The 14,345-nt window shown below is 73.1% G+C and carries 15 protein-coding genes; 4 read left to right on the plus strand and 11 right to left on the minus strand.

Annotated features, from left to right (window positions below; genetic code table 11):
• Positions 1 to 53 precede the first annotated feature (53 nt).
• Both pip and ACFU5F_RS09655 read right to left on the minus strand, forming a co-directional pair.
• The gene (pip, locus tag ACFU5F_RS09650) at positions 54 to 1,013 is read right to left on the minus strand and encodes a prolyl aminopeptidase (protein ID WP_383884411.1); all 960 of its coding nucleotides are present in this window, start codon (positions 1,011 to 1,013) and stop codon (positions 54 to 56) included.
• A 63-nt stretch (positions 1,014 to 1,076) separates the two neighbouring features.
• The gene (locus ACFU5F_RS09655) at positions 1,077 to 1,811 is read right to left on the minus strand and encodes a uracil-DNA glycosylase (RefSeq protein WP_383884413.1); all 735 of its coding nucleotides are present in this window, start codon (positions 1,809 to 1,811) and stop codon (positions 1,077 to 1,079) included.
• A 63-nt stretch (positions 1,812 to 1,874) separates the two neighbouring features.
• Between ACFU5F_RS09655 and ACFU5F_RS09660 the strand changes: the two genes are divergently transcribed.
• Positions 1,875 to 2,417 (plus strand): RNA-binding S4 domain-containing protein, encoded by a 543-nt coding sequence (locus ACFU5F_RS09660; protein ID WP_383884416.1) that lies wholly within the window; start codon positions 1,875 to 1,877, stop codon positions 2,415 to 2,417.
• 35 nt (positions 2,418 to 2,452) lie between these two features.
• On the opposite strand, the gene ACFU5F_RS09665 is transcribed toward ACFU5F_RS09660, so the two are convergent.
• The 3 genes from ACFU5F_RS09665 to ACFU5F_RS09675 form a co-directional block, all read right to left on the minus strand.
• Positions 2,453 to 2,923, minus strand: a complete 471-nt coding sequence (locus ACFU5F_RS09665; RefSeq protein ID WP_383884419.1) for a DoxX family protein — start codon at positions 2,921 to 2,923, stop codon at positions 2,453 to 2,455.
• A gap of 108 nt (positions 2,924 to 3,031) precedes the next feature.
• Complete coding sequence (locus ACFU5F_RS09670) at positions 3,032 to 3,721, minus strand: class I SAM-dependent methyltransferase (RefSeq protein ID WP_383884421.1); 690 nt, start codon at positions 3,719 to 3,721, stop codon at positions 3,032 to 3,034.
• Between the two features lie 117 nt (positions 3,722 to 3,838).
• Entirely contained in the window at positions 3,839 to 4,828 is a 990-nt protein-coding gene (locus tag ACFU5F_RS09675) for an acyltransferase domain-containing protein (protein ID WP_383884423.1), read from the minus strand.
• A 109-nt stretch (positions 4,829 to 4,937) separates the two neighbouring features.
• Between ACFU5F_RS09675 and ACFU5F_RS09680 the strand changes: the two genes are divergently transcribed.
• Positions 4,938 to 5,210, plus strand: coding sequence for a DUF6343 family protein (locus tag ACFU5F_RS09680; RefSeq protein ID WP_383884425.1), 273 nt, complete (start codon positions 4,938 to 4,940; stop codon positions 5,208 to 5,210).
• Between the two features lie 69 nt (positions 5,211 to 5,279).
• Here the strand turns inward: ACFU5F_RS09680 and ACFU5F_RS09685 are convergent, their stop codons facing one another.
• From ACFU5F_RS09685 to rpsA, 4 genes are all read right to left on the minus strand, one after another.
• The gene (locus ACFU5F_RS09685; RefSeq protein ID WP_059084879.1) at positions 5,280 to 5,660 is read right to left on the minus strand and encodes a tetratricopeptide repeat protein; all 381 of its coding nucleotides are present in this window, start codon (positions 5,658 to 5,660) and stop codon (positions 5,280 to 5,282) included.
• Between the two features lie 49 nt (positions 5,661 to 5,709).
• Positions 5,710 to 6,339, minus strand: a complete 630-nt coding sequence (coaE, locus tag ACFU5F_RS09690; protein WP_383884427.1) for a dephospho-CoA kinase — start codon at positions 6,337 to 6,339, stop codon at positions 5,710 to 5,712.
• 63 nt (positions 6,340 to 6,402) lie between these two features.
• Positions 6,403 to 7,341 carry a PAC2 family protein gene (locus ACFU5F_RS09695; RefSeq protein ID WP_383884429.1) on the minus strand — a complete coding sequence of 313 codons (939 nt, stop codon included), beginning with the start codon at positions 7,339 to 7,341 and terminating at the stop codon, positions 6,403 to 6,405.
• A 346-nt stretch (positions 7,342 to 7,687) separates the two neighbouring features.
• Positions 7,688 to 9,184: a 30S ribosomal protein S1 gene (gene rpsA / locus ACFU5F_RS09700; RefSeq protein WP_383884431.1), complete on the minus strand. Its 1,497-nt coding sequence runs from the start codon at positions 9,182 to 9,184 to the stop codon at positions 7,688 to 7,690.
• Positions 9,185 to 9,495: 311 nt separating this feature from the next.
• On the opposite strand from rpsA, the gene ACFU5F_RS09705 reads away from it, so the two are divergent.
• Both ACFU5F_RS09705 and hrpB read left to right on the plus strand, forming a co-directional pair.
• Positions 9,496 to 10,413 carry a class I SAM-dependent methyltransferase gene (locus ACFU5F_RS09705; RefSeq protein ID WP_383884433.1) on the plus strand — a complete coding sequence of 306 codons (918 nt, stop codon included), beginning with the start codon at positions 9,496 to 9,498 and terminating at the stop codon, positions 10,411 to 10,413.
• A gap of 45 nt (positions 10,414 to 10,458) precedes the next feature.
• Positions 10,459 to 12,975, plus strand: a complete 2,517-nt coding sequence (gene hrpB / locus ACFU5F_RS09710) for an ATP-dependent helicase HrpB (protein WP_383884435.1) — start codon at positions 10,459 to 10,461, stop codon at positions 12,973 to 12,975.
• Here the strand turns inward: hrpB and ACFU5F_RS09715 are convergent.
• Positions 12,965 to 13,957 (minus strand): DUF3068 domain-containing protein, encoded by a 993-nt coding sequence (locus ACFU5F_RS09715; RefSeq protein WP_383884436.1) that lies wholly within the window; start codon positions 13,955 to 13,957, stop codon positions 12,965 to 12,967. The two genes, hrpB and ACFU5F_RS09715, sit on opposite strands and share 11 nt — an antisense overlap.
• A gap of 53 nt (positions 13,958 to 14,010) precedes the next feature.
• On the minus strand, positions 14,011 to 14,145 hold the full coding sequence (locus ACFU5F_RS09720; protein ID WP_383884438.1) for an SPW_0924 family protein: 135 nt from the start codon (positions 14,143 to 14,145) through the stop codon (positions 14,011 to 14,013).
• Positions 14,146 to 14,345: the final 200 nt, after the last annotated feature.

The following is a 14,345-nucleotide window of genomic DNA, read 5'->3' on the forward strand; positions in this document are numbered from 1 at the left end:
GGACACCACGGGCCGCGAGGAGAACGCGGACGGCGGCCCGTGAACCCGGAGGCTCAGCCCCTGGCGTACCGGTCCGTCGCCGCCACCAGTGCCTCGGCCACGTCCGGGGCGCCCGCGTCGTGTCCCACGTCGTCGACGAGGACCAGCTCACTGCCCGGCCAGGCGTGGTGGAGGCGCCAGGCGATGCCGAGCAGGTTGCCGGGGTCGAGGCTGCCCTGGACGAGGGTGCCCGGGATGCCCCCGAGCAGCGGCGCGTCCCGCAGGACCGCGCCGTCACCACTGCCGTCGAGGAAGTGGCCGTTGCCCCAGTAGTGGGTGACGGTGCGGGCGAACGCGTAGCGGAACACCGGGTCCTCGTAGCGGGGCACGGAGCGGGGCGGCTGCGCCGCGATGGCCGTCTCCCAGTCGGTCCAGGCCCGCGCGGCCCGTGCCCGCACCGCCTCGTCGGGCGACTCGATCAGCCGGTTGTAGGCGGCCGCGAGATTCCCGTCCCGCTCGCCCTCCGGCAGTTCGGCGAGGAACCGTTCGAACGCCTCCGGGAAGAACTGTCCGAGTCCTCGGGTCAGCAGCGCGACCTCGGCGTCGGACGCCGCGGTGACGCCCGTGAGCACCAGCTCCGTCACTGCCTGCGGATGCGTCTCGGCGTACCGCAGGCCGAGCGCCGACCCCCAGGACACACCCCACACCAGCCACCGCCCGATCCCGAGGTGCCGCCGCAGCAGCTCCAGATCGGCGATCAGGTGCTCCGTCGTGTTGACCCCCATGTCGGTTTCGTACGCGCTCGCGGGCGGCGTCGAGCGCCCGCAGCCGCGCTGGTCCAGCAGCACGATCCGGTACGCCTCGGGGTCGAACAGACGCGGGAACCAGGCATTCGCCCGGGACCCCGGCCCGCCGTGCAGCACCACCGCCGGCCTGCCGCGCGGATTCCCGCAGACCTCCCAGTACACGCGGTTGCCGTCGCCGACGTCGAGCATGCCGTGGTCGTACGGTGCGATCTCGGGGTAGAGGGGCATCGCGCGACCCTAACCGGCTCGGGGTGAGCACGCAGCCGGTTTTCCCGGCACCGGCCGCCGCCGCTACGGGGCGACGGGCAGCCCCGCGGAGCTCGCCGCCGTACGCAGGACCTCGCGCAGCATCGCCGGGGTCAGTCGGCCGGTGAAGGTGTTGCGCTGGCTGACGTGGAAGCAGCCGTAGAGGTCGAGCCCGTGGAGCGGCACGTGGGCGCCGTGCCCGAAGACGGGGCGCGGCCGGGGCACGTCCCAGCCCGCTTCGGCGAGCGCGGGCAGCGCGGCCTGCCAGCCGAACGCCCCGAGGACGACCACGGCCCGCAGCGTCGGCCGCAGCAGCTCCAGCTCCCGGACCAGCCACGGCCGGCACGTGTTCCGTTCCTCGGGCGTCGGCTTGTTCGCGGGCGGCGCGCAATGCACCGGCGAGGTGATCCGCACGCCGTACAGTTCCAGGCCGTCGTCCGCACCGACCGCCGTACCGCGCGAGGCCAGGCCGACCTCGTGCAGGGCCGCGTACAGCACGTCGCCCGAGCGGTCACCGGTGAACATCCGGCCCGTCCGGTTCGCCCCGTGCGCGGCGGGGGCGAGTCCGACGATCAGCAGCGCGGCGTCCGCCGGTCCGAAGCCCGGCACCGGCCGCCCCCAGTACTCCTGGTCGGCGAACGCGGCCCGCTTGGTGCGCGCCACCTCCTCACGCCACTCGACCAGCCGGGGGCAAGCCCGGCACCCGCTGACCCGCGCGTCCAGCGCGGCCAGCCCGGCCGCCCCCGCGCCACCGCCACCGCTCCCGCCGTCACCACCCATGTCCCCACGGTACGTCCGGTGATCGTCCGCCCCGCACGGCCGACCGGGGGCTAAGGTCGGGGCATGGCTTCTGAAGGTACGGAGGAGCGGACGAGCGTTCCGGAGACCGCGGACGGGGGTGCGACCGCGGACGGGGGTGCCGACGGGCCGGGGGCCGCGTCAGCGGCGGCCGAGGCCGCCGGGGCCGCCCGCCCGGCGAGCGGCGAGACCGTGCGTGTGGACAGCTGGATCTGGTCGGTCCGCCTGGTCAAGACCCGTTCGATGGGCGCCACCGCCTGCCGGGGCGGGCACGTCCGTGTCAACGGCGAACGCGTCAAGCCCGCCTACGCGCTGCGCGTCGGGGACGAGGTGCGGCTGCGGCAGGCCGGGGGACATGAGCGGATCGTCGTCGTCCGGCGTCTGATCCGCAAGCGGGTCGGGGCGCCCGTCGCCGCCGAGTGCTACGTCGACAACTCCCCGCCGCCCCCGCCCCGCGAGGCGGTCGCTCCGGCGGGCCTGCGCGACCGGGGAACCGGCCGTCCCACCAAGCGCGACCGCCGTGACCTCGAACGCCTCCGGGGTCTGGCCGAAGCCGCGAACGCCGAGCGTCACCGTCGCCCCACGTAGGACCGTCAGGTCCCCGACGTGTGACGGCCCCGCCGTCACACGTCCCGGCGCGGCCGGCGCAGCCACTGCGCCGGACCTGTCACGTCCTGGCGGCGCGTCCAGGCGATCAGGGTCAGCGGGATGATCAGGATCAGCGGGGTGGCCGCGTACTCCCCCTCGAAGGCGGTGATCTGCGTGATGAACGCCCCCACCATCAGCGCGCCCAGCGACACCGCCGCGACCGGGGCCAGCGCGGGGACCAACAGCCCGATGGCACCGGCCAGTTCCAGCGCGCCGATGGTGTACATGCCCGCGCTGCCCCAGCCGAGCGTGTCGAAGGACTCGACGGCCGACGGGTGCGCGATCAGCTTCGGCAGCGCGCTCGCGAAGGCGTAGAACAGCGCGAGCACGATCTGCAGTGCGCGCAGCGCGACACGTGCGGCCCTGCCACGGCGGGCGGTGCCCGCCGTACCGGCAGTGGGAGCGGTGCCTGTCGTACCGGCGGCGGGAGCGGTGGTCTCGGACATGTGATCTCCTGGGAAGCGGTTCCGTGGCGCTGTCACCGAGGTAGACCGGGCCTCTCCCCCGAACTCATCGCCATCCGCGGGAGACGCACGCCGAAAGTCCCGCCCGTCTCATCCCGCGGGCACGGCCGGCACCGCCTTCACCCACGTCCGGTCCTCCGTCAGATACCGCTCGGCCTTGAGACCCGCCTCCCCCAGCGCCGCATCGAACTGCTCCTCGGTCAGCGGCCGTGCCCGGAACGTCTGGGTCCACTCCCCGTCCGGGAAGAGGTACTCCACGAACACCGAGTCGACCCCGTCCCCGACCGGTTCGGCCGAGACCACGCGCACGGTGAAGCCCCGGGGATCGACCCGCTCTCGGGGCACGTTCGTGTGATAGTCCGCCCCCTCACGCTGGATCAGCACGCAACCGTCGTCCGCGACATGCCGCAGACAGGTCGCGAGCAGCCCGCGCCGCACCTCGCGGTCGCCGGTGTGCACGAGGAACGACGCGAGCAGCACCACGTCGAACCTCTCGCCCAGGTCGAGTTCCTCGATCGGGCCGCATATCGTGCGGGCCCCGCGCACCCGCTCCAGCATCTGCGCCGACTCGTCGACGGCCGTGACGGTGAACCCCCGCTCGATCAGGGGATGGGTCATACGGCCCACGCCACTGCCCAGTTCGAGAATGCGCGCGCCCTCGGGCGCGACGCCCGCGATCACCTCCGGCTCGTCGCCCACCGGCAGCCGCGTGTACAGCTCGACCGCGCAGCCGTCCGGGGTGATCGCACCGGGGCCGGTCCCCTCGTGTCCCTCACGCATCCGTGTGCTCATGTCCGTCCAACGGCCGGGCGGACACGGGCCGTTCCTGCCACGCTTCACCCGATGGGGTGAACCTGGGTGACCCGGGTCGGTCGGGTTGGCCCGGCCGGCCTGTTCTCACCAGGCGAACCAGCCGTGCCCGCTGTACCAGTGCCCGCCCGCCCGCAGATGATCGGCCACGGCCCGTTCCAGGCTCGTCCGGCGGGGCAGACTCTCCACCGGCAGGTCCGGGTCCCCGAACACGAAGCGGACCGGCAGGCCGTCCTCGGGTTCACCGGCGCCGCAGGAGACCCGGAACCGCTCCTGGAACCGGACGATGTTGGCGTCCGCCGGCAGGTACCGCTTCAGCTGCGGGTCGAGGAGCCAGGAGTGGCAGCAGCCCGCCGTGTAGCGCTCCCGCGGGAAGTGCTGTGCGAAGAAGGCGCGGGCGGACGCCAGCGAACGGTCGACAGCCCGGGGTGTCAGGGGTCCCGCGTAGTCGGGAACGTGCAGGTCGACACAGGGTTCCCCGGGCCCCAGCGGCAGGCCGGCGGCCGCCAGCGCGACGCCCTCCCGTCCGCTCACGCGCGAGCGCTGGTACTGCAGCCGGCCGAGCTGGAACAGCTCCCCGTGGAAGTGCAGCGAGTACCAGCCCGGCGCGACGAGCCCGCCCACGCCGTACCGCCGGCGGTGCAGCACCAGGCCGCGGCCGAGGTCCGCGAGGGTGCGCCGGGAGACGTCGTCGGGGATGCCGCGCTCACGGTGGTACGCGCGCACCTGCGGCAGGGCCGCGACGAAGACGTACACGTGGAAGTAGCGGCCGAGCGGGCCCGACTCCTGGGGCAGCGGCAGGAGCCTCGGGCCCTTGCCGATCTTCCCCATGTCCCGCACGAGTCCGTCGACGCACCGCCCGAGCAGCCATGTGGCGCCCTCGTCGGCGGTCAGTGCGCGGCGGAGCGCGACCAGGTCGTTGATGTCCTCGTAGGGCACGGCCAGGTCCACCAGGATGTCCGGCAGTTCGTCGGCGTCCGGCAGCCGGGCCTCCGTCGCCGGGGGGCGCTCGCCCTCCTCCAGGGCGTTCAGCCAGTCGGCGAGCCTCTCGTCCGCCCGCACCGCGTCCAGCAACACCGTCGTCTCCCCCGTCGCACCGCATCGGTCTCCTGGAGAACGTACGGGGCGGGGAGTACGTTTCCGAGTAGGACGAGGGAGGAGACACGGAGGGACGGGCGGTGGTCCGATGCGTACGGGCAGTGAACCGACGACAGCGCGCAGTCCCCTGCGGATGCGGCTCTGGCTGAGCGTGTGGGGTCTGGTCTGGGCGATCGCGGGGACGGCGGCCTTCGCGCTCGCAGGCCGTCCCGGCTGGGCCGCCGCCTGCGGGGTGTTGTGGCTGATCGTCACCGTCGACCTGGCCGTGGTCCTGCGTCACATCCGCCAGGGGCCGCACTACCAGCCGGGCCGGGACGTCCCGCCGTACGAACCACCGCGGCCGCCCGGTCGCCGCCCCTAGGGCCCCTCCGACGGCAGCGCGCCCCGGAGCGCACGACGGACCCCCGGAGCGCGCGGACGGGCGCGGCCGTCAGGAGTCGAAGCGTGCAGCTTCCAGGTACTGCGGATTGGGGTCAAGGGCCGCCGCGAGCCGGAAGTGACGTTTGGCCTCGTCGTCGCGGGCCTGGCGTTCATAGGTGCGGGCGAGGGCGAAGTGCGCGAACGCGTTGTCCGGCTCGCGCTCCAGGACGATGGTGAACTCCAGCTCGGCGGGCCGGAGTTGGGCAGCCGCGAAGAAGGCGCGTGCGCGCAGCAGCCGGGCCGCCGTGTTCTCGGGGTGCTCGGCGATGACGCGGTCGAGCAGCTTGACCGCACCCCGCGGATCGCGCGCGGCGAGCAGTTGCTCGGCGGCGCGGAAGTCGATGACGTGCGTCTCCGGGGTTCGTCCGGTGGAACCGCTGGTCTCGGGCACGGCTGAGTCCTTCCCTTGCTGCACGGGTTCAACGCGCCCCGGGACCCGGCTATTCCAGTGTGTGTTCGGATCGTTGCCGGGCCGCGTGGGCCCGCCGGGTGAGATCCGCCCAGACGTCCCGCACCCGCTGCCGGAGGTCTTCCAGGGGGACGTCGTTGTCGATGACGATGTCCGCGATCCCCAGACGCTGCTCGCGGGTCGCCTGGGCGGCCATGCGCGCGCGTGCGTCCTCCTCCGTCGTCCCGCGCAGCCGCAGGAGACGGTCGAGCTGGGTCTCGGGGGCCACGTCCACGACGACGACCAGGTCGTACAGCGGGGCGAGGCCGTTCTCGGTGAGCAGGGGGACGTCGTGGACGACGACGGAGTCCTCGGGTGCGGACTCCTCCAGCTCCCTGGAGCGGGCGCCCACCAGGGGGTGCACGATCCCGTTCAGCGCGGCGAGCTTCGCCGGGTCCGCGAAGACGAGGGCACCCAGCTTGGGCCGGTCCAGACTGCCGTCCGGCGCGAGCACGCCCTCGCCGAAGGTCTCGACGACCGCCGCGAGTCCGGGGGTGCCCGGTGCGACGACCTCGCGCGCGATGCGGTCCGCGTCGATCAGTACGGCGCCGCACTCCACGAGCAGCCGCGACACCTCGCTCTTGCCGGCGCCGATACCGCCGGTGAGACCTACTTTCAGCATGCCGGGCAGCTTAGGCCCTGCCACGCGCGCGGCCGTGCCCGACCCGGGCGGGCGGGACAGGGGTCAGCCCTCGCCCTCCCGTTCCGCCAGGAACTTCTCGAACTCGCGCCCGATCTCGTCGGCGGACGGGATGTCGACGGGCTCGGCGAGCATGTTGCCCCGCGTCTCGGCGCCCGCGGCGGCGTCGTACTGGTGCTCGAGACCCTGGACGAGGGCGACCAGTTCCTCGTCGCCCTCCCGGATCTGCCGGTCGATCTCCGTCTGCGTGCGGTGGGCCTCCGTGCGCAGGACGTGCGCGACGGAGGGGAGCACCAGGCCGGTGGCGGCCGTGACGGCCTCCAGGACGGTCAGGGCGGCGTCCGGGTAGGGCGAGCGGGCGATGTAGTGCGGTACGTGCGCGGCGACGCCCAGCACGTCGTGCCCGGCCTCCATGAGGCGGTACTCGACGAGGGCCTCGGCGCTCCCGGGGACCTGGGCCTCCTCGAAGGGGCTGCGGTGGCCGGGGACCAGCTCGGCCCGGTTGCCGTGCGGGGTGAGGCCGACCGGGCGGGTGTGGGGCACCCCCATGGGGATGCCGTGGAAGTTCACCGAGAGGCGCACGCCGAGCCGTTCCACGATCTGCTGGACGGCGGCCGCGAAACGCTCCCACTCCACGTCCGGCTCGGGGCCGGACAGCAGCAGGAAGGGCGCTCCGGTGGCGTCCTGGACGAGCCGTACCTCCAGGGCCGGCTCCTCGTACTCGGTCCAGCGGTCGCGCTTGAACGTCAGCAGCGGGCGGCGGGCCCGGTAGTCCACGAGCCGGTCGTGGTCGAAGCGCGCCACCACCTGGTGGGGAGCCGAGCCGAGGAGCCGCTCGACGATCTGGTCGCCCGTCTCACCCGCGTCGATGTATCCGTCGAAGTGGTAGAGCATGACCAGTCCCGCCGACTCCTGGGCGAGCGCCACGTCGACGACGGCCAGGCCCTTCGGCTCCCATGCGTACAAACCCTGCGGATCAAGCACTGTGACCGCTCCTCCTCGTGTTCCTACTCCACAACGCGGATCGGGGGCGGGGCATTCCCCCGACCGTTCCACGCCTGCGGGGTGCCCCGCCACGAGTGCGGCACGCGCGTGGAGCACGGTCATGCCTGCGTGTGTACCCGCGCACGCCGGGCGGCCGCGGTGCACGCTCCCAGGTCGTCAACTCCGCTCGCAGGGCCGGGAGTTCCGGTGTCGGGGCGGTGGATTCCGGGCGTGGCAGCGGAGTTGGAGGCGCCCGGCGACGCCGTCCCGGGAACGCACTTCGGGCCCGCATCCTGGTGGATGCGGGCCCGAGGTGTCATCGGCTAGTGCTCAGCCGTGCGTGCGTTCAGCTCTGGCCGCCGGCCAGCTTCTCGCGCAGCGCGGCCAGGGCCTCGTCCGAGGCGAGGGCACCGGAGGTGTCCGCACCCTCGGAGGAGTAGGAGCCACCACCCGCGGCCGGAGCCGCACCCGCGGCGTCGCCGCCCTCGGCCGCGGCAGCGGCGTCGGCCTCGCGGGACTTGATGACCTGGGCCTGGTGCTGCTCGAAGCGCTGCTGCGCCTCGGCGTACTGGCCCTCCCAAGCCTCGCGCTGGGTCTCGTAGCCCTCGAGCCAGTCGTTGGTCTCGGGGTCGAAGCCCTCGGGGTAGATGTAGTTGCCCTGGTCGTCGTAGGACGCGGCCATGCCGTACAGGGTCGGGTCGAACTCGACCGAGGCCGGGTCGGTGCCGAAGGACTCGTTGGCCTGCTTGAGGGACAGCGAGATCCGGCGACGCTCCAGGTCGATGTCGATGACCTTGACGAAGATCTCGTCGTTGACCTGGACGACCTGCTCCGGGATCTCCACGTGGCGCTCGGCCAGCTCGGAGATGTGGACCAGACCCTCGATGCCCTCGTCCACGCGGACGAACGCACCGAACGGAACCAGCTTCGTGACCTTGCCGGGCACGACCTGGCCGATCTGGTGGGTCCGGGCGAACTGCTGCCACGGGTCTTCCTGGGTCGCCTTCAGCGACAGGGAGACGCGCTCGCGGTCCATGTCGACGTCGAGGACCTCGACCGTGACCTCCTGGCCGACCTCGACGACCTCGGAGGGGTGGTCGATGTGCTTCCAGGACAGCTCGGAGACGTGGACCAGACCGTCGACGCCACCCAGGTCCACGAAGGCACCGAAGTTGACGATCGAGGAGACCACGCCGGAGCGGACCTGACCCTTCTGGAGGGTCGTGAGGAACGTCTGGCGGACCTCGGACTGGGTCTGCTCCAGCCAGGCACGGCGGGACAGGACCACGTTGTTGCGGTTCTTGTCCAGCTCGATGATCTTCGCCTCGAGCTCCTTGCCCACGTAGGGCTGGAGGTCGCGGACGCGGCGCATCTCGACGAGGGAAGCCGGCAGGAAGCCACGGAGGCCGATGTCGAGGATGAGACCACCCTTGACGACCTCGATGACGGTACCGGTGACGATGCCGTCCTCTTCCTTGATCTTCTCGATGGTGCCCCAGGCGCGCTCGTACTGGGCGCGCTTCTTCGAGAGGATCAGGCGGCCTTCCTTGTCCTCCTTCTGGAGAACAAGGGCTTCGATCTCGTCGCCGACCTTGACGACCTCGTTCGGGTCGACGTCGTGCTTGATCGAGAGCTCGCGGCTCGGGATGACACCTTCGGTCTTGTAACCGATGTCGAGCAGGACCTCGTCCCGGTCGACCTTCACGATGACGCCGTCGACGATGTCGCCGTCGTTGAAGTACTTGATCGTCTCGTCGATCGCGGCGAGGAAGGCTTCCTCGTTACCGATGTCGTTGACCGCTACCTGCGGGGTGGTGGCGGTGGTCTCGGTGCTGCTCGTCATGTGGGAAAGGGCTCCGGTACGGACAGTGAGTCGTAGGTACTGCTACGCCGGGAGCCCGTATCGCTCTGAAGAAGCCGGACAGCCTAGGAAGCGCCACGAAAATCCGGTGGCGCCTCGACAACCGAGGGGACATACGACAGATGCGAGCGCAGCCTGCTACGTCTGAGGTGCGCAGGCCCGCAGCGCAACTTGTAGCATACGGGGGCAGCCAGGCAGGGTCAATGCGCGAAGGCGCACACCCGGGGCGGAACGCCGCAATCCCGGCACAAAACCTGTCCCTTGAGGCCACGCAGGCCTGGGAGACCCCTTCCGTGACACCACCGGAGCGGGTCGCGCCACGCAGGTTACGGAAGAGTACGACGAGGGAGCCGATCATCCAAGAGTCCGAAGTCCACGAAACCCCCGAGGTCCACGGGGCCCCGGGCGCACCCGAGGCCGACGAGGCGGAGGCCACCCGACGCGAGGCCGGTGCGACGGAGAGTTCCCGGGCCAACCGGGGCTGGTGGGACCGCAACGCGGACGAGTACCAGATCGAGCACGGCACCTTCCTCGGCGACGACCGTTTCGTATGGGGCCCGGAGGGGCTCGACGAGGTGGAGGCGGAGCTGCTGGGGCCGCCCGAGGAGCTGAAGGGCAAGGACGTCCTGGAGATCGGGGCCGGCGCCGCACAGTGCGCGCGCTGGCTGGCCGCCCAGGGCGCCCGCCCGGTCGCCCTGGACCTCTCCCACCGCCAGCTGCAGCACGCGCTGCGCATCGGTGGGTCGTTCCCGCTGGTGTGCGCCGACGCGGGCGCCCTGCCCTTCGCGGACGGCTCGTTCGACCTGGCGTGCTCGGCGTACGGGGCGATGCCCTTCGTCGCCGACCCCGTGCGCGTGCTGCGGGAGGTCCGTCGTGTGCTGCGTCCCGGCGGCCGCTTCGTGTTCTCGGTGACCCATCCGATCCGCTGGGCCTTCCCCGACGAGCCCGGTCCGGAGGGCCTGTCCGTCTCCGCCTCCTACTTCGACCGCACTCCGTACGTCGAACAGGACGAGAGCGGCCGGGCCGTGTACGTCGAGCACCACCGGACGGTCGGCGACCGCGTCCGGGACGTCGTGGCGGCGGACTTCCGGCTGGTCGACCTGGTCGAGCCGGAGTGGCCCGCCTGGAACACCTCCGAGTGGGGCGGCTGGTCCCCGCTGCGCGGGAACCTGATCCCGGGGTCGGCGATCTTCGTGTGCGAGCGGGACTGAGGCGAGGCCGGGGGCCGCGTTCCGGAGGCGTACGACACTGGGGGCGTGATCCGTTACGACGCCCTGGACGCGCTGCCCGTGCGCGACGCCCTGCCCGCGCTGGACGAGGCCCTGGCCGGGCACGGCACGGCCGTGCTCGTCGCGCCGCCCGGTACCGGCAAGACGACGCTGGTGCCTTTGGCCCTGGCGGGGCTGCCGGCCGGCGGCCCGGTACGGCGGGTGCTCGTCGCCGAGCCGCGGCGGATCGCCGCGCGGGCGGCGGCGCGGCGGATGGCATGGCTGCTGGGCGAGGAGGTCGGCGCGAGCGTCGGCTACACGGTGCGCGGCGAACGGGTCGTCGGGCGCGACGCGCGCGTGGAGGTCGTCACGACCGGTGTCCTGCTCCAGCGGCTGCAGCGGGACCAGGAGCTGCCGGGTGTGGACGTCGTGGTGCTCGACGAGTGCCACGAGCGGCATCTGGACGCGGACACGGCGGCGGCGTTCCTGCTCGACGTGCGTGCGGCGCTGCGGCCCGGGCTGCGGCTGGTGGCGGCGTCGGCGACGACGGACGCGGAGGGCTGGGCGCGGCTGCTGGGCGGGGCGCCGGTGGTCGCGGCGGAGGGTGTCTCCCACCCGGTCGAGGTGGTGTGGGCGCCGCCGTCGCGACCGGTGCGGCCGCCGCACGGGATGCGGGTGGACCCGGCGGCGCTGGCGCACGTGGCGTCGGTGGTGCGGCGGGCGCTGGCCGAGCGCGAGGGCGATGTCCTCTGTTTCCTGCCGGGGGTGGGGGAGATCGCGCGGGTGGCCGGGCAGTTGGGGGGTCTCGGTGACGTGGAGGTGCTCCAGGTGCACGGGCGGGCACCGGCGGCCGTGCAGGACGCGGTGCTCGCGGGCGGGGACGGGCGCCGCGTGGTCCTCGCGACCTCGGTGGCCGAGTCCTCGCTGACCGTGCCCGGGGTGCGGGTGGTCGTCGACTCCGGGCTGGCGCGGGAGCCGCGCGTCGACCACGCGCGCGGGATCGGCTCGCTGGCGACGGTACGGGCCTCGCGGGCGGCCGGGCGGCAGCGTGCCGGGCGGGCCGGGCGCGAGGCCCCCGGCACCGTCTACCGCTGCTGGGCGGAGGCCGAGGACGCCCGTCTGCCGCGTTTCCCCGCCCCGGAGATCAAGGTGGCCGACCTGACCGCGTTCGCTCTCCAGGCGGCCTGCTGGGGCGATCCCGACGCCTCCGGGCTCGCGCTGCTGGACCCGCCGCCGGGCGGGGCGATGGCGGCGGCCCGGAACGTCCTCTCCGCGATCGGCGCGGTCTCCCCCACCGGGCACGCCACGGACCGGGGCGCACGCATGTCCCGGCTCGGCCTGCACCCCCGGCTGGCCCGTGCGCTCCTGGACGCGGCACCGCTGGTGGGCGCCGAGCGGGCCGCCGAGGTCGTCGCGCTGCTGAGCGAGGAGCCCCCGCGCGCGTACGGCGACGACCTCGGCGTGGCGCTGCGGACCGCCCGGCGCGGGGGTGACGCCTATGCGGCTCGCTGGCGCACGGAGGTGCGGCGCCTGCGGACCGCTTCGGCGGCCGGAGGCGCGGCGCGGGACGCGGGTGCCGGTTCCGGTGCCGGTGAGGAGTGGGGGGTGGGGGTGGTGGCGGCGCTGGCGTTCCCGGAGCGGGTGGCACGGGAGGACGGGGGCGCGTATCTGATGGTCTCGGGGACGCGGGCGGAGGTCGGCGAGGGGTCCGGGCTGCGCGGGGCGCCCTGGATCGCCGTGGCCGTCGCCGACCGGGCGGCGGGGGCGGGGCACGCGCGCGTGCGGCTCGGCGTCGCCGTCGACGAGGGGATCGCGCGGGAGGCGGCCGGGAGTCTGCACGGCCGTGGCGAGGAGGTGGGGTGGCGGGACGGGGACGTCGTCGCCCGGCGGGTGGAACGGCTGGGGGCCGTGGAGCTGGCGGTGCGGCCGTTGCGGGAGGCGGCCCCCGGGCTCGTGCGGGAGGCGTTGCTGGAGGGGCTGCGGACCGAGGGGTTCGGGCTGCTGCGGTGGTCGCTGGACGGCACCCGGTTGCGGGAGCGGCTGGGGTTCGTGCACGCGCGGCTCGGCGCGCCCTGGCCCGAGGTGTCCGACACCGCTCTGCACGCGCGCGTGGAGGAGTGGCTGGAGCCCGAGCTGGGGCGGGCCCGGCGGCGGGCGGACCTGGGGCGGATCGACGCCGGGGAGGCCCTGAAGCGGCTGCTGCCGTGGGCCACGGGGGACGCCGCGCGGCTGGAGGAGCTGGCGCCCGAGCGGATCGAGGTGCCGAGCGGGTCCCGGATCCGGGTCGACTACACGCGGCCCGAGCAGCCGGTGCTGGCGGTGAAGCTGCAGGAGATGTTCGGGCTGCGGGAGTCGCCGGTGCTGGCCGGGGTGCCCGTGCTGGTGCATCTGCTGTCCCCCGCCGGGCGGCCCGCCGCCGTCACCGCCGATCTCGCCTCCTTCTGGAAGGACGGGTACCGGGCCGTGCGGGCGGAGTTGCGGGGGCGGTATCCCCGGCACCCCTGGCCGGAGGACCCGGCGACGGCCGAGCCCACCCGGTACACGAACGCGCGGCTCAGGCGTTGACCGGCTCGGACGCCGGGGGCCTGCTGGACTCGGCCGCGCCGGGCCGGCGGCCGCGGGCCTCGACCCACAGGGAGAGGGCGAGGAGCCCGATGCCGAGGCCGAGGAAGCCCCAGGGCAGGTAGGAGGTCATGAGGAGGACGATCAGGCGCTGGGAGGTCACCAGGTCGACGGTGTGCTCGATGTAGTCCTCGCGCATCTTCACGTGCCCGGCGAAGGCGGTCACCTTCTCGCGGTCGCCCAGGAGGGTGCCGCCGCGGAGTTCCTCCTTGTGGATCTCCTCGCCGTAGACGGGGGCACCGGTGACGGGTTCCACCCAGAACTTGCGGACCGTGGTGTACCAACGGGTCGTGCCCGTCGAGGCGACGGTCTCGCGGGTGATGCCCTCGACGGGCATCACGCGCGGGAAGGGGACCTTCGTCCAGGGGATCGTCTGCTCGAAGTAGTAGACCTCGACGCCGCGGAAGTCCCGGGTGCCCTCGTAGTGGATGGGGGCGGTGATCCGGGCCTGGGCGTCGAAGTACTCGTAGTCCCTCTTCTCCGTGAGGAAGGGCCACTTGAATTCCAGGCCCTCCCGCTTCACGGGGTCGCCGTCGACCGACTCGCCCTTGGCGTGCACGGGTTCCTGGGTGTGGGCGTCGAAGATGTACCGCTCGGGGATCCGGGAGACCATCTCGCCGTCGGGGCCCTGGACGTACGACAGGCCGTCCCAGACGACGACGTCCCGGTCGGTGTTCTTCTCGATCTTCTCGGAGGCCTCCACGTTGCCCTTGAGGGTCTGCACGATGGTGACCTTCGGGACCGTGCGGGCCGTCATGGTGCCGTAGTCGAGGAGGGTGGCGTCCTTCGCCTCCAGGACCATGTCCTGGTACTGGTTCGCCGGGATCTTGGCCAGGCGCGGGAAGGCGTACCAGCGCGTCAGCGGGGACAGAGCGGTGAAGAACACGGCGAGCGCGAGCAGGATCAGGCCGGCCCTACGGCGCATCTCGGCCTCCCTCCCGGGCGGTTGCCGGCGTGCGGCCGCCCTCGGCTGTGCGGCTACGGATGTGCGGGGACCGTCGTCAGCAACGGCTTCGGTGAGGTCGTGCCCGTCGGTGAGCCCAGCGCCGTGACCGTGAGCACCAGGGCGAAGGCGAGGGCGAGACCGGTGGCGGCGGCGATCAGGGCGCGCATACGGACCTCCCGACTGCGGCCTCACTACTACGGCCTGACGACTGCATTCCTGACGACTGCGTTCCTGACGGCTACATGCCTGATGGCTACGTGACTGACGACTGCGCTCCTGGCGACCGGAACTGATAGCTCGTCAGATCCGGCACCGTAGCAACGACAGGGCGAGATGAGAACACGTTGCGCACACAACGACGGCGGCG

It is taken from the genome of Streptomyces sp. NPDC057438 (assembly GCF_042802995.1).
Lineage (GTDB): Bacteria > Actinomycetota > Actinomycetes > Streptomycetales > Streptomycetaceae > Streptomyces.